Annotated in this window: 11 protein-coding genes and 1 pseudogene; all 12 read right to left on the reverse strand. The window is 62.4% G+C overall.

From position 1 onward, the window contains the following. Window positions 1-974 (reverse strand): annotated as a pseudogene (locus tag ACCD00_RS27545) (hypothetical protein); the annotation flags it as partial. Beyond that, window positions 971-2,275 carry a lipopolysaccharide biosynthesis protein gene (locus ACCD00_RS27550; RefSeq protein ID WP_413428428.1) on the reverse strand — a complete coding sequence of 435 codons (1,305 nt, stop codon included), beginning with the start codon at window positions 2,273-2,275 and terminating at the stop codon, window positions 971-973. The gene ACCD00_RS27550 and the pseudogene ACCD00_RS27545, both read right to left, overlap by 4 nt. Further along, entirely contained in the window at window positions 2,272-3,273 is a 1,002-nt protein-coding gene (locus ACCD00_RS27555) for a polysaccharide deacetylase family protein (protein ID WP_413428429.1), read from the reverse strand. The genes ACCD00_RS27550 and ACCD00_RS27555 overlap by 4 nt, the downstream gene beginning before the upstream one ends. 12 nt (window positions 3,274-3,285) lie before the next feature. Further along, complete coding sequence (locus ACCD00_RS27560; RefSeq protein ID WP_413428430.1) at window positions 3,286-4,422, reverse strand: glycosyltransferase; 1,137 nt, start codon at window positions 4,420-4,422, stop codon at window positions 3,286-3,288. Next, complete coding sequence (locus ACCD00_RS27565; protein WP_413428431.1) at window positions 4,415-5,383, reverse strand: glycosyltransferase family 2 protein; 969 nt, start codon at window positions 5,381-5,383, stop codon at window positions 4,415-4,417. Before ACCD00_RS27565 ends, ACCD00_RS27560 begins: the two co-directional genes overlap by 8 nt. Beyond that, a complete protein-coding gene (locus tag ACCD00_RS27570) occupies window positions 5,380-6,747 on the reverse strand; it encodes an O-antigen ligase family protein (RefSeq protein ID WP_413428432.1) in 1,368 nt (455 codons plus the stop codon). Before ACCD00_RS27570 ends, ACCD00_RS27565 begins: the two co-directional genes overlap by 4 nt. Then, entirely contained in the window at window positions 6,744-7,838 is a 1,095-nt protein-coding gene (locus ACCD00_RS27575; protein WP_413428433.1) for a glycosyltransferase family 4 protein, read from the reverse strand. The genes ACCD00_RS27570 and ACCD00_RS27575 overlap by 4 nt, the downstream gene beginning before the upstream one ends. After that, complete coding sequence (locus ACCD00_RS27580; protein WP_413428434.1) at window positions 7,835-9,427, reverse strand: GumC family protein; 1,593 nt, start codon at window positions 9,425-9,427, stop codon at window positions 7,835-7,837. Before ACCD00_RS27580 ends, ACCD00_RS27575 begins: the two co-directional genes overlap by 4 nt. A gap of 14 nt (window positions 9,428-9,441) precedes the next feature. After that, window positions 9,442-10,479, reverse strand: coding sequence for a polysaccharide biosynthesis/export family protein (locus ACCD00_RS27585; protein ID WP_413428435.1), 1,038 nt, complete (start codon window positions 10,477-10,479; stop codon window positions 9,442-9,444). A 22-nt stretch (window positions 10,480-10,501) separates the two neighbouring features. After that, window positions 10,502-11,149, reverse strand: a complete 648-nt coding sequence (locus ACCD00_RS27590; protein WP_413428436.1) for a CpsD/CapB family tyrosine-protein kinase — start codon at window positions 11,147-11,149, stop codon at window positions 10,502-10,504. Beyond that, the gene (locus ACCD00_RS27595; protein ID WP_413428437.1) at window positions 11,150-11,896 is read right to left on the reverse strand and encodes a sugar transferase; all 747 of its coding nucleotides are present in this window, start codon (window positions 11,894-11,896) and stop codon (window positions 11,150-11,152) included. A gap of 141 nt (window positions 11,897-12,037) precedes the next feature. Next, window positions 12,038-13,390, reverse strand: coding sequence for a UDP-glucose dehydrogenase family protein (locus ACCD00_RS27600; RefSeq protein WP_413428438.1), 1,353 nt, complete (start codon window positions 13,388-13,390; stop codon window positions 12,038-12,040). Window positions 13,391-13,840: the final 450 nt, after the last annotated feature.

The following is a 13,840-nucleotide window of genomic DNA, read 5'->3' on the forward strand; positions in this document are numbered from 1 at the left end:
TTGCTGGTGGCGTCGGCGCGCAGTTTGGCCTGGCGCTGACTGCCGGCCAGCAGGGTGATGTCCTGAATGATGCCGAAGCGATCCTGATACAGGCGGCGGAACACGTCTTCGTAATGTGGCCGCGTGGCCATGATGTCGACCAGGCTGTAATAGGTTCCGGCTTGTGGTTGCAGGGCATCGAGCACGGCGAAACTGGAATCCGGCGGCCGCGCATAGGGCAGGGCGATACCCAGGTTCGGGGTCTTGCCGAGCACGTCCGGGTGCAGTGTCAGCCGGGTCTCGCCTTCGTCTTCGCGCAAGGGTTTGAGCTGTTGCGGATTCCGGGCGAACAGGTTGGCCGTGCCGTCGAGCCAGAATGCGACCTTGCCGCTGCCGCGCAGGTACAGGCGCCAGACTTGATCGGTGGTTGCAACCGGCAACCCGACTTTGTCGAACTGCCAATAGGCGGGGTAAGGCTTGAGAGGCAGCGAAAGCTGTTGCCCGTCACTCAGGCGCTGCGCTTGCAACGCGCCGACGCCGCCGTGGAATTTGCCGGCCAGCACCGCGTGCTCACCGGCCGCGACCTTGAAATACAACTCGTCACCGTCCCGGGACTCGGCGCTGAAATGCACCTTGGCCGGGGCGAACAGTGCGACGGTGCGGTCGTCGTGCTCAACGGTATAACGGCGGAAGCTGTAGCCAGGAATTTCCAGTCGATAACTGGCGGCGCCCGGCGCCAGGTCCCAGCGTTGGCTGCCGCTGGGCTCATTGGCGGCAATCAGGCGGTCGCTCTGGAGTTTGCCCTGGCCGTCGAGCAAGTAGAGGTGTTCTTCGTTGGCTTCAGCCTGCCACACCGGGGTCCAGTGCACGGTCAGGCTGTCGGGGCGGTCCGTTTGCAGGTACAGGCTGCCGTCGCGGATGTCGGCCCAACGCATGGGTGCAGCTTCGGCGCTCAGCCCGAGGCCAAGACTCACCAGCAATAACAGGTGCTTCATGCCGATTTCCGTTGCAGCATCAGCAGCATCGGCGCGATGTCGCCGGGCAGGACGATGAGCGTTTGCCAGACCGGCACGTGGCTCAACCGGCAATACACCACCAACAGTGCCAGGGTCACGGCCAGGTACGCGATAGAGGACGCGGCTGCTGCGCCGACGATGCCGTAGGTCGGGATCAGCAGCACATTGAGCGCCAGGTTGAGCAGGGCGCTGAGGCCCATCAACAGCGAAATCGTGCCGGGCCGGTTTTTGCCCAGCAGGTCCAGGCGCAGAATGCTCGCGTAGCACAGGCCCAACAGGCCTGGCAGCAGTGCCAGCAACGCCGGGTATGCAGGCTGGTAGGCCTCGCCAAACAGCGTCACGATCAACCATTCACCGACCACTGCCATGGCCAGGCAAGCGCCGATCATCACCGTAGCGGTCAAGCGCAAGGCCAGTGGCGTGACTTTTTCGATGCCTTCTTCCTGTTGCAGCAGGCGCTTCATCAACGGCGTGGTCACTGCTTCCGGAACGATCAGCAGCAACTCGGCGGCCGCGCTGGCCATGGCGTAGTGACCCAGTGCCGTGGTGCCGAGCAGGGCACCGATGAACAGGTAGTCGGAGCGCAGGATCACTTGCTGGAACAGCAAGTCCGGATGGCTGCGGGCGCTGTAGCGCAGCAGTTCGTTTTGACTGGCGCGGTCCCATTGCAGGCTCAGCGGATGCACGCGCTTGAGCCAGACCCAACCGGTCAGCACCACCAGGCTGATCCCCGCCAGCCAACTGATCAACGCCGCCTCCAGGGCTGCGTTTTTCCACATCCAGAACAGGGCAAGGAACACCAGCAGCGGCGCCAGCGACTCGATCAGGCGCAAGGCATTGAAGGCGACCACGCCGCCCGAGGCGTTGTGCAGGGTCAGCAAACCGCTTTTGAGCACGGTCAGTGGCACCGCCAGCAGCAACAGCCAGGCGAGCAGACCCAATTGTGTGGTGATCTCCAGTTCACTGCCGAACTCGCGAGTCAGTGCCACCACCAGCAAGGTCAGCAACGCCGCCAGCAGACAACCGAACAGCAGCACCTGGCTGAGCAGCAAGCCCATTGGTCGTTGCTTGGCCGCCTGATAGCCCACCGCTGAATTCAGGCCGCCGCTGGTGGCGGCGCTGATCAGGTCGGGCAGGGCGCTGAGCAAGGCAAACAAGCCACGTTCGCTGGGGCCGAGAATCCGTGCCAGCAACACGTTACGCAGCAAGCGCAGGGCGATCATCGCCAGTTTGGTGCCCATGCTCAGGGCCAGGTGCCTGAGGTAGTTGTTGCGGCTCATGGACGTGCACCACGATAGATGCGCCAGGACAGCAACTCGGGATTGCGCGCGGTACGCTGGCTGACGCCGAAGCGTGGCAGGGCCAGTGGATCTTCGGCCCCTCGATAAATGCCGGTGCCGGTACCCAGGGCAAACGGGAAGTCATGCCTGGCCACCTGTTGGCGCACCCGCGCATCGTTGTCGCCATTGGGGTAGCAGTAAACCGGCAACGGCCGGTTGCAGCCATGGAGCAGCGCGTCGCGACTGCGGCTCAGTTCTTCATCCAGGCGTTGATCGTCGAGGCCGGTGAGGATGGCGTGGCTGGCACCGTGGGGGCCGAAGCGCACCAGGCCGGAGGCTTCCAGGTAACGCACTTGCTGCCAGTCCAGCGCCTGGGGCAACGACTCGTGCGGGCAGTCGTCGGTCAGGCGATTGAGGTCCAGCGGCGACAGGGTTTTGAGGCTCTGCAAAAAGTTCAGCAACGCCAGGCTGCGGCGTTGCGGATCCGGGTCATCGCACCGTGTCGGCAACGGGCGCCCCAGGTGCTGCAAGCGTTCGACCAGTTTCTGCCGTGCCTGTTCGCCATGGCTGTTCCACAGGGTTTCGCCGATGCTTTCCCACCAGAACCGCTGGCGGCTACCGATGAAGTCGGTGGACAGAAAGATGCTCGCCGGCACCTGGTGTTTCTGCAGCAACGGGAAGGCGTTCAGCGCGTTGTCGCGCCAGCCGTCGTCGAAGGTCAGCGCCACTTTCGGCCGCTGCCAGCGCTGCGTATCGGGTTGCAGAATGTCCATCAGCGGCACGCAGTCGAAGTGTTTTTTCAACCACACCAGTAAATGTTCAAACGCCTTTGGCCCGACGCACAGTTCATTGCGGTGGGGCAGTTCGGCGGCCTGGTCACTGGCCAGCACCCGGTGCAGCATCAGGATCACACCGGCGCCGTGCAGTTGATTGCGCCCGACCGGGGAGTTGAGGTACAGCCAGCCACTGGTGCGTTTCAACAGTTGTTTGATCGCCACGGCACGCACCTCTCATCGATTTTGCTCGGGATTCCATTGGGCGTAACGCTGACCGCGCAGGAACTGCCACAGGCCGATGCTCATCCCGGCCAGGGTCACCAGGAGGAACGCGGCCAGGCGAAAGGGTTTGGGCAAGCGGTGTTGCGAATCCAGCAGGCCGGCAATGGCCGCCGTGTAACCGAGCAGTTGTGCGATCAGGCTCAGGCGATAAAAGCCGTGATCCTCCCACAGCCAGAAATTGCTCAGCAGCAACGGCAACAACAGGATCGGCGCCAGCCGACGGATCAGCTTGTGGCTGATCAAGGCAATCGCATACAGGCCGTGGGTCAGTGGATTCAGCAGCTCCCGGCGCTGGGCCAGGCTTTGCAGGCCGCCCACCGTGACCCGCTGACGGCGGCGGAATTGCTTGTCGGCTTCGTCCACACCCTGGTCGATTACCCGGGCCTGGGGCACGTAGACAATGCGCTTGAACGCGACCGGCGCGCAGGTGCTGATAAAAAAATCGTCGTTGACCTCAGCCGGCACGTTCTGGAACAGCTCGCGGCGCAGGGCGAGCAATGCGCCATCGGCGGAGACCATGCAGCCGGTGCGATTTTCCACGTAGCGCAGCCAGCCTTCGTAGTGCCGATACAGGCTGTCGCCAATGCTCAAACCCTTGCCGGTCACCGGGATCTCCATGTGCCCGGCGCAGCCACCGACTTGCGGGTCGTTGAGCGGCGCGAGCAAATGGCCGAGGGTGTCGGTCGACCACTGGTTGTCGGCGTCGGTGAACACCAGGATCGCGCCGCTGCTGATCGCGACCCCGGCATTGAGCGTCGCCGCCTTGCCCTGGCGGGGCAGGTCGAGCACGCTGATGCGCGGGTCCTCGACCCGTAGCGCGCAGGCCACTGTGTCATCGGTCGAGCCGTCGCTGGCGAGGATGATCTGCAACGAGCGGGCCTGATAATCCTGGGCCAGCACGGTGCGCAGTTTTTCTTCGATATGCCGTGCTTCGTTGTGCGCGGCAATCACGATGCTCACGTCCATCGGTTGTGCCGGTCCATGGCGCGGTGCCGGGTAAAACGGTGCCAGGAACGTTAATAACAGGGGATAACCGAGGTAGGCGTATACCGGTAGCAACAGGCACAACCAGAAAATGAATTCAGCCACGGGCGGGCCTCCTGGCATTCCAATGACAAAGGCTGAGGATTAACCCGGCGCCCGCCAGGTGCAGGCGCACCCAGTGCAGGCCCCAGAGTTGCAGGGTCAGGAGCGTGTCGCGGTGCCTGGCGCTCTGACGCAGGCTCAGTGCCAGGGCGGGCAGGACGGTCAGCAGCAGCATCAGCAGCGAATGATGGGGGAACCCGTCGAACAGGGCGGAAATGGCCATGAAGTCGATCACCCAGGCGGCAATCGACAGCAACGGAAAACGCAGCAGGCGCAGGCTCGGGCCATGGGTGCGCAGCAGTTGCAGATGACTGCCCTGACGCCACAATTCCTTGCCCATCCATTCCCGCCAACTGCCTTCGTAGCCCCAATGCAGCGCCACGCTTTGGTTGACCGAGAGCAGTTTCGCGCCCGCGTCGGACAGACGCATGGTCAGGTCCTTGTCCTCGCCGGTGCGCAGTTGTTCATTGAAACCACCGACCTTGTCGAACCAGCGACGACGCATCAGCAGGTTGGAACTGGGCAGCCATTGCGCGACATGCAGCGGCTGCGTCTCGGGACGCAAGGTGCGGCGCTGCCAGGCGTCGGCGTACCACGGCGCTTCGGCGGGGGTGTGCAGGTCAAGGCCGAAGACATCGGCCTGGCCGCCGGACTCGAGGTCGAACAGCAGCTTGAGCCAGTTCTCGGGCATCTCGATGTCGGCATCGATGAAGGCCAGCCACTCACCACTGGCGATCGCCGCTCCGCGATTGCGCAACGCGCCGATGAGCAGGCCGGGCAGGACCAGCACCTGTGCGCCGAACTGTCGTGCAATGTCCGGTCCCTGGTCATCGGAGCCGTTGTCGACCACGATCAACTCGCATTCGACGTTGGCCGCCTCGGCGGCATGGCGTGCCGCGAGCAGGGTTCGGGCGATGTGCCGGGCCTCGTTGTACATCGGGATGACGATGCTGATGCGGTTCATGCCCTGACCTCCGTCAGAGGAGCTTCTTCGGCTTTAGTGCGCAGCACGCTGCTCAACGCGAGCATGATCCACAGGTACTTGTGGTTCGGCGCGCTGAGGAACGCCAGGAACAGGGTCAACGACAGAAAACTCATGCTCAGGTGGGTCATCAGATCGGCCTGATGCCCGTCTCGTCGCAACAGCCAGGCGCGGCGGGCGCGAATCAGGTTGTACAAACCCACGGCCAGCATGCCGACGAACATCAGGCCGGCGGGAATCCCCAGTTCACTGAAGATCTCCAGGTAGGTGTTGTGGGCGCGACGGTACAGGTCTTCGATCTTGCCGGTCATGGCAAAGGTCTTGGCATAACCGGTAGTGGCGTAGTGCAGCGGGAATGTGCCGGGGCCGGTGCCAAGCAAGGGGTTCTCGGCGATCATGGCGCTGCCGACCACAACGTAGGAGGCGCGACGGCCAAGTGACTGGTCCTGACTCTTGGCCCCGGAGCTGAGGATGCTCAGCGACTGGATACGCTCCACGTAACCGGCCGGCATCGCATAGAGCCCAAGCGGAATCACAATTGCCAGGCCGAGCATGGCAAAGCCCAGGTGGCGCGGACGAATGCCTGGCAACTGCGCGCGGTAATGCCACGCGCCGATCAACAGGCTGAGGAGCAACACCACCAGCCCCGAACGGGATTCGGTCTTGGTCATGCCGCCCAGCAGCAAGAGGGCACAGGCCCCCCAGAACAGCCGGTGCAACCGGTTCGGGCTGCGGACCACCAGCCACAGCGCCATGGGCACGGCGAAGGCGATCAACAGGGCAAAGTGGTTCGGGTCGTTGAGCATGCCCGACGCACGGCCATCGTCCTGGTATTTGGCAGAGAACATCGCCATGGCGCAGGTCACCGCGACACTGATGGCAACCAGTTTGGCGAACATCTCGAGGTTCAACTCACGCCCGACCAGCAGGGTGATGACAAACAGAATCAGGCCGACGCTCAATTCGCGCAGGTGGTCCAGGGAGAAGCCCATGTCGTCGGTGTTGAGCATGCTGAGCAGGTACAACGCCATGAACCCGATCAGCAAACGCCAGATATTGCTGCGCAGGCGCTCGGCCGGCAGTTGGTGAATCGCCAGTTGCAGCATCAGGATCAGCGCCAGCGAAGCCCCGAGGAACTTGGAACCCGACAAGGCGTTGTCCTTGAACAGACCTTCGAAAGGCAGGATGGCGACAATGCCCAGCAGGCCCCAGGCCGGCTTGCGGTACAGCGCCACGACGCCCACCAGGCCCAGCACCGCCCCCGGTGCCAGATACGGATAAGGGCTGGCCAGCAAACCGAGGCAGACCAGGCCAAGCAAGCTGACGATCGAGAGCGGAACAATCACGCGCGCGGCTCCCGTGCAGTCCGGATGTAAAGCTGCGACCAGCGTTCGGCCAGGGCCTTGATGTCGTAGCGATCCCGTTGCGTACGTTTTGCGTTGTCGATCAACTCGCCAGCCAGGGCCGGGTCATCCAGCAGCGCGCCGATCTGGCGGGCAAGGGCGGCACTGTCGGTGGGCGCGGCGAGCAGGCCGTTGTGGCGGTCCTGCAAGACATCGGGAATCCCGCCGACGCCGAAGGCCACAACCGGTACCCCGGCCTGCATCGCTTCGAGCAGAATCATTGGCGTGCCTTCGGTGCGCGAGCTGATCACCAGCGCATCGAGTTGCTGCCACCAGGCGCGCATGTCGGTCTGATAGCCCGGCAATGTGATGCGCGCCTGCAAGCCTGCCTCGTCGATCCGTGCCTGCAGGCTTTCGCGCTCCGGCCCATCGCCGAGCATCACTGCATCAAGTTGCGGGTACTGCTGACACAACGGGATCAGCGCATCGAGAAACAGGTCAGGGCCTTTTTCGCTACTCAGGCGCCCGACGTATCCGGCCAGCCAGCGTTGACGTTCGCCACTGTGCGGCAGCAAATCGTGGGTCGCCGGCAGGCCATTGGGGATCACTTGCAGTTTGTCCGCGCGCACATTGGCCTGACGGTGCAGCGCGGCAATGCTTTCGGCGACACACACTACCCGGTCCACCGAGGCTGTGCGGCACAGTTGCAGGCTCAGCCAGGTGTAGAACTTCTGCTTGCGACTGCGCGGGGTGAAGCCGTGCTGGGTGATCACCAGTGGCAGGCGCAACAGCGTCGCGCCGACCCAGCCGAACAACAGGCCCTTGAAGTTGTGCGTATTGATCAGTGGCCGCTGGTCCCGTCGCCGGCGCAAATGCCCCAGCAACGCGACCAGGCCTGCACAGCCGAGGCAATCGACGCCGGCCTCGCGAAAACGCGCGATCAGTTCTGGCGGCGCATCAAGAAACAGCACCTGGTGCTGCGCCGGCGTCGCCAGGCAATGATCCAGCAGCATCCGCTCGGCCCCATAGAAGCCGCCACTGCTGAGCAAATGAATGATCGGCAGGTCGTGGGTGGTGCCGAGCGGCGCGTTCAATTGCGCACCCAATGCACGAGGGCCGGCACACTCCATTTCTTGTGCGGGTTGTTCGCCAGGGTGCTTTGATCGTTGATCACCAGCAGCACCGGCAAGCCCAGTTCATGGGTGATTTGCGCAGGGTGCTTGAAGCGGTGGTCGAAGAACTCACGCACATAGACCAGGGCGATCGCCAGCAGCAAACCGGTGAACAGCCCGAACGGAATGATCAGCATCGGCTTGGGGAACGCCGCTTCGGTCGGTTCGAACGGCGGGCTGAGCACCCGTGCGTTGGACAGGTCGTTGTCCAGCGCGCGCGCCGTGCTGCTTTCGGCGAAGCGCTGGGCATAGGTGCCGAACGCCTTGTGCAGCGCGTTGATTTCGGTGTCCATCTGCCGCAGCTTGCTCCGGGTTTCCTGCAACTGGTGGATGCGGTTCTTGAACTCGGCAATGCGTGCGTTTTTCTGTTCGATGACCGAGCTGATCGTCGCCAGGTCGCTGGAGCGCTCCTGAATCCGGTTGCTGACAATCTTCAGGAATTGCCCACGGGCCCGGATGATTTGTTCGCGGGCCCTTTGCATCGGCTCACTGCCGGGCTGAAAGACCGCCAGGTCGTCCCTGTAGCGGCTGACCAGGGTCGTCAGTTGCTCACCCAGTTGCTTGATCTCGCGGTCTTCGAAAGCGACGTTGTCGACCGTGGTGGTGAAGGTGTAGGGGAAGGTGTAGTCGTTGAACCGGGCGTTGTTGGCGGTCGCCAGGTTGGTTTTCAGGTAATCGAGCCAGCGCTGGCTTTGCAGCAGTCGGTCCTGATACAGGTTGAGTGCCTGCTCCTCGGTGTTGATCGCATTGAGGCGGAACGTGATTTCTTCCTTGGGGTCGGACGAACCGATGCTTTCGAGCAAGGCCAGGCGATTGGCTTCCAGGCCATCGAGACGCACCTGGTACTGCAACTTCTTGGTTTCGTAGAAGCTCTGCGGCAGGTCGATGGATTGCATTTCCTGGCGGCCGACCAGGTAATTTTGCAGCAGGGCGCTGACGAATCGGGTGCCTTGGGCCGGGTCGGGGAACCTGTAGACGATCGAGATCACGTTGGAGCCCGACAAGGTTTCAACCTTGAGGGCAGCGGACGCTTGCTGCGTGAGGGCATCGAGCGCGGTGTCGCGTACCGGGTCGGTCTGCAGCCCGAGCAGACTGCGAACCGGGTTGATCACGTGCTCGCGGACGGGGTTGCTCACAAACCGTTTGAACGGCTGCACCAGCAGTTTGTTGAAGGCGCTCACGGGCAGCGTGTACTCACCCTTTTCGCGTAACTGGCCGATGGTCTGGCGGATCAAGGCCGGCGAACGCAGGATATTGCTCTCGGTTTCCATGTCCGCCAGCGACGGCGGAATGAAGGAAGCGTTTTCCTGGTTGAGGGTGCTGGTGGCATCCCCCTGGGAGATTTTCTTGGACTGCACGATCACCTGGGCGGTGATATCAAAGCTTTGCTTGAGCAACAGCGGCAAGACCACGGCGATCACTGCAAAGACCAGGAAGACTCGCTTCACCAACTGCTTGTTGGCGAAGAAGATCCTGAAGAACTCATGCAGGTAGTTTTCCTTTGGATTCATGGGTCACCTGAGAGTCAGTTGTTGCCGCTGCTGTCGTTTTTATTGTCGACGCGGTAGCTGAAGCTGAAGCCCACGCCCTGGAACAGCACGACGTCCGCCAGTTGCCGCGCGAGCTCACCGGCACTGGCCAGTTTGGTCTTGGGCACGTACAGCATGTCGTCCGCTTGCAGGTAGGCGATCTGGCTGGCGTCGCCGGACAAGGCCTTTTCCACGTCGTAACGGTGCGCGACCACCTGGTTGCCGTTACGCCGCATGATCATCACCGAGTCCAGGCGTGCCTTGACGTTGGAACCGCGGGCCATGGTCAGGGCTTCGAGCACCGACACCGGGCGGCGGATCGGGTAGGAGCCCGGCTGGCCGACTTCACCCAGTACATAGATTTCGTTGCCGGCGGTGGACTTGAGCAGTACGTCCACGGTCATGCGCCCTGGCAGGGTGGCGTAGCGTTTATTGAGGTAGGCCTGCAGCTGGTTGAGGGTCATGCCTTGCAGCGGCACGGCGCCGATTTCCGGGAAACTGGCGTAGCCGTCGGTGCCCACGGTGATTTCCCGGCTCATGCCGGTGGTGGGGTGGTTGAGCACGGACTTGAGGTTCCACTCATTGGCCAGCGGGTTCACCACCATCACTGACAGCTGATTGCGGTTGGGCTGGAACAGCTGTTTGCGATCGTAGGCGCGCTGAATCTCGTCCCGTGCTTCATCGCGGGTCAGGCCCTCGATTTTCACCGTGGTGTTGGCCCCCGGCAGTTCGATGGTGCCATCGGGCAGCACCAGCTGGTTGCCGTTGAACTGGCTGGCAGCGGTGAAGTTCAGCGCGATCGTGTCCCCGGACTGCACGCGATAGGCGGCCGAGCCACTGGTGCTGATGTGGAAGATCACGTCCAGCACATCCTGTGGGCGCAGGGTCTGCTCGACCTTGGGCACGTCAGTGGCCTGGGCGTTGGCCGGTGGAGCCGTGAGGATTTGCACCGGCATGCTTTGGGATTCGTCGGAGGAAGTGCTGGAGCAACCTGCAAGGGGCAGCAAAAGCAGGACAAGCATCTTGGCGTTCATGGCGTCATCCTTGTCTGATTGCTCACAGGTTTCTGTACAGCCATTCGGGCATGTAGTACTTGCGTCGGTTGAACACGCTGCCGACCAGCTTCGCGCCCGCCTGGCTCAAGCGCTGGGCGGCGGCCTGGGCCACTTCCCAGCGGGTGTCTTCCGCGCGCACGACCAGGACCACGCCGTCCACCTGGGTGCTGATGACCAGGGTGTCGGTGGCCGAATACACCGCGTCGCCGTCGATCACCACGAAGCGGTAGCGGATGCCGAGTTGATCGAGCAGCGGGCTCAGGCGCTCGGGTGTCAGGTGTTCGTTGCCACGGAAGTAGCGGCCGAATGGCAGAACGTGAAAGGGCAGGCTGGAGACGTCCACCACGCAGTCCTGCAACAAGGGCGGGCTCTGGGTGTTGAACAACAAGTCGCGAAACCCCCGTTCCTTGCTCAGCCCCAATTGTTGCGTGAGGTTGGTCGCCGACTGGCTGGCATCCACCAGCAGCACCAGGCCGCTGCTCATCTTCGCCAGTTGACTGGCCAGCGCCAGGGCGCTGGTGGTGGTGCCTGCGCCGGGGTTGGCGGCGGTCAGGAAAAGGATCCGCAGGTTCTGGTCGAGCACGGTCGATGTCAGGTTGGACTCGCTCGGGCTGGCAATGCTTAGGCTTTTGGCCGTTGAACCATCCATCTAACTCGCTCCGTGGCCGCTGAAAACCTTGAAGGGAGTTTTCAGCAGAATCTTCAAATCAAGCAGCAGGCTCTGCTGTGCGATGTAGGTGAGATCAAGCTCGACGCGCTGGTCGAAATCGATATTGCTGCGCCCGGAGATTTGCCACAGGCCGGTCATGCCGGGGTAGATGCTCAGGCGCGCGAGGTGTTTGTTCTTGTAGCGGTAGGCATTGAACGAAGTCGGCCGGGGGCCTACCAGGCGCATGTCGCCCGTTACCACGTTGATCAGGTTCGGTAGCTCGTCGAGACTGGTGCGCCGCAGGAAGCCGCCAATACCGGTGATGCGCGGGTCCTTGTCGATCTTGAAGTCGATGGCGTCGGCGCCGTGCTTGTTCAGGTGCCGCAGGGACTCCTTGAGCTCCTCGGCGTTGACCACCATGGTGCGGAATTTGTACATGCCGAACATGCGGCCGCGATAACCGGTGCGTTTCTGCACGAACATCACCGGCCCGGGGCTTGTGAGCTTGATGGCCAGCGCCAGCCCCAGCAGCACCGGGGAAATCAGCACCAGGACCAGCAGCGCGCCGAAGCAGGCCAGGACGCGGTTGGTGCGCGACAGGGTCCACGGCCGGCCACCTTCGCGACCGGTTATCCAGCCACAGCCCTGCATATGGATGGCGGCATCCATGCGCATGCGCTGCTCGGGGTCCAGGCGCTTGTCCCTGCGCATATTGGTAACAGGCACACTTTTTTCGTGTCCGGACATAAATCCTCCGCAGTGTTCAGCCGCACGCGGCGTGGGCGACGGGTAGTCAATAGTCAGTGCGGAACCAGGCAACGAAACGCCCCGGTCCCTCATCCAGTTCGATACACGGCTGGAAACCGGCCGCTGTGGTGACGAGAGTCTTCATGGACGTACGGCCTCGGGCACGATGTGACGCAAGCCAATGCCGCTGTAGTGCAGGCCGGCGGCCGCCACCTGTTCCGGGCTGTACAGGTTGCGCCCGTCCACGATCACCCGTTGACGCAGTTTGTTCGCCAACATGTCGAAGTCGACCACGCGGAAGTTCTTCCACTCGGTGCAGATCACCAGGGCGTCAGCGTCTTCGAGGGTGTCATCGCGGGTGGCGCACAGGTGCAGGTCGTCGCGGTAACCGTAAATGCGCCGGCATTCGGACATGGCTTCCGGGTCGTAGGCCTGCACGCTCGCGCCTTCGGCCCAGAGCGCTTCCATCAGGTAGCGGCTGGGTGCTTCGCGCATGTCATCGGTGTTGGGCTTGAACGCCAGGCCCCACACGGCGATGGATTTGCCAGCCAGCCCACCGGGAAATTGCGCCTTGAGTTTGCTGAACAGAATATGCCGCTGGTGGTCGTTGACGTCGGTTACGCTACGCAGCAACTTCAGGGGCATGCCGGCGTGTTCGGCGGTGTGCAACAGGGCGCGCAGGTCCTTGGGGAAACACGAACCGCCGAAGCCGCAACCGGGGTAGATGAAGTGGTAACCGATGCGCGGGTCCGAACCGATGCCTTTGCGTACGGCTTCGATATCGGCCCCCAGCAACTCGGTGAGGTTGGCCAGTTCGTTCATGAAACTGATGCGCGTGGCCAGCATCGCGTTCGCCGCGTACTTGGTCAGCTCGGCGCTGCGGTTGTCCATGAACATCAATTTGTCGTGGTTGCGGCAGAATGGCGCGTAGAGCTCGCTCATCTGAGCACGGGCGTGATCGTCACCGGTGCCGACGATGATCCGGTCCGGGCGCATGCAATCGGCCAGGGCACTGCCTTCCTTGAGAAACTCCGGGTTGGATACCACCCGTACCTTCAGCGAACCTTTGCCGCCGCGCTGCAACTCCTCAATGGCAGTAGCGCTGACCTGGTCCGCCGTACCCACCGGCACCGTAGACTTGATGATCAGGGTGCGGTCGGCCTCCATGAAACTGGCGATCTGCCGGGCCACGTTCAGCACATGGCTGAGGTCGGCTGAACCGTCTTCGTCGGCGGGCGTACCGACGGCGATGAAAATCAGCTCGGCGTGCTCCACCGCATCGCTGGCCTGGGTGGTGAAGAACAGGCGACCGGCCTTGATGTTTTCTTCAAGGGTGCCCGACAGCCCCGGCTCACTGATCGGTGGCACGGCCTGTTGCAGTTGCCGGATCTTGTTCGGATCGATGTCGACACACAGGACGCGATGTCCGACATCGGCCAGTGCAGCTGCTTGTATCAGGCCAACATAGCCTGTACCAAATACGCTCACGTCCATATTTGCGTGCCTCGTAAGACGGTGGAGATTTGCAACAAAAGACTGTCAAAAGGGGGTATAGACCAGCTTCGGCGAATCGTGTCGGCAGACCGGTATGTCAAATGGGCAAGCCCCCCCGATTTTGGTAGTTCGGCGAAAATCCCAAGAAAGCGCCAGGCGGTCGTGGGCCTTGAAACACAAGGGTTGTAGCTGAGTGTGTCAGGTTTGAGTCACCGGGTTAATAACGAATTCATCGCAAAGTCCGACAGTTTTTAACGGTGGATGGCGTAGTGCTGTTATCTAAAAGCGGCCGACAATTCATTGGCCAGTTCAGCTTGCTCGCGAAGGCGGCCTGACTGGGTACATATCCGTTTTTTGGGTGACGGCGACTGGCGGTTTCGCCCTTACGGCGACTCACTTTTTTTACAAGCGCCTAAAAAAGTAAGCAAAAAAACGCTCGCCCCGAACGTC

The organism is Pseudomonas sp. Pseusp3, assembly GCF_047304225.1.
Classification (GTDB): Bacteria; Pseudomonadota; Gammaproteobacteria; order Pseudomonadales; family Pseudomonadaceae; genus Aquipseudomonas; species Aquipseudomonas fluorescens_CD.

What these genes read in the sequence shown, in the direction of transcription:
- ACCD00_RS27565 (WP_413428431.1), bottom strand. Translation starts at nt 5,383, where the DNA reads ATGAACCGCATCAGCATCGTCATCCCGATGTACAACGAGGCCCGGCAC.
- ACCD00_RS27600 (WP_413428438.1), bottom strand. Translation starts at nt 13,390, where the DNA reads ATGGACGTGAGCGTATTTGGTACAGGCTATGTTGGCCTGATACAAGCA.
- ACCD00_RS27590 (WP_413428436.1), bottom strand. Translation starts at nt 11,149, where the DNA reads ATGGATGGTTCAACGGCCAAAAGCCTAAGCATTGCCAGCCCGAGCGAG.
- ACCD00_RS27550 (WP_413428428.1), bottom strand. Translation starts at nt 2,275, where the DNA reads ATGAGCCGCAACAACTACCTCAGGCACCTGGCCCTGAGCATGGGCACC.
- ACCD00_RS27580 (WP_413428434.1), bottom strand. Translation starts at nt 9,427, where the DNA reads ATGAATCCAAAGGAAAACTACCTGCATGAGTTCTTCAGGATCTTCTTC.
- ACCD00_RS27595 (WP_413428437.1), bottom strand. Translation starts at nt 11,896, where the DNA reads ATGTCCGGACACGAAAAAAGTGTGCCTGTTACCAATATGCGCAGGGAC.
- ACCD00_RS27585 (WP_413428435.1), bottom strand. Translation starts at nt 10,479, where the DNA reads ATGAACGCCAAGATGCTTGTCCTGCTTTTGCTGCCCCTTGCAGGTTGC.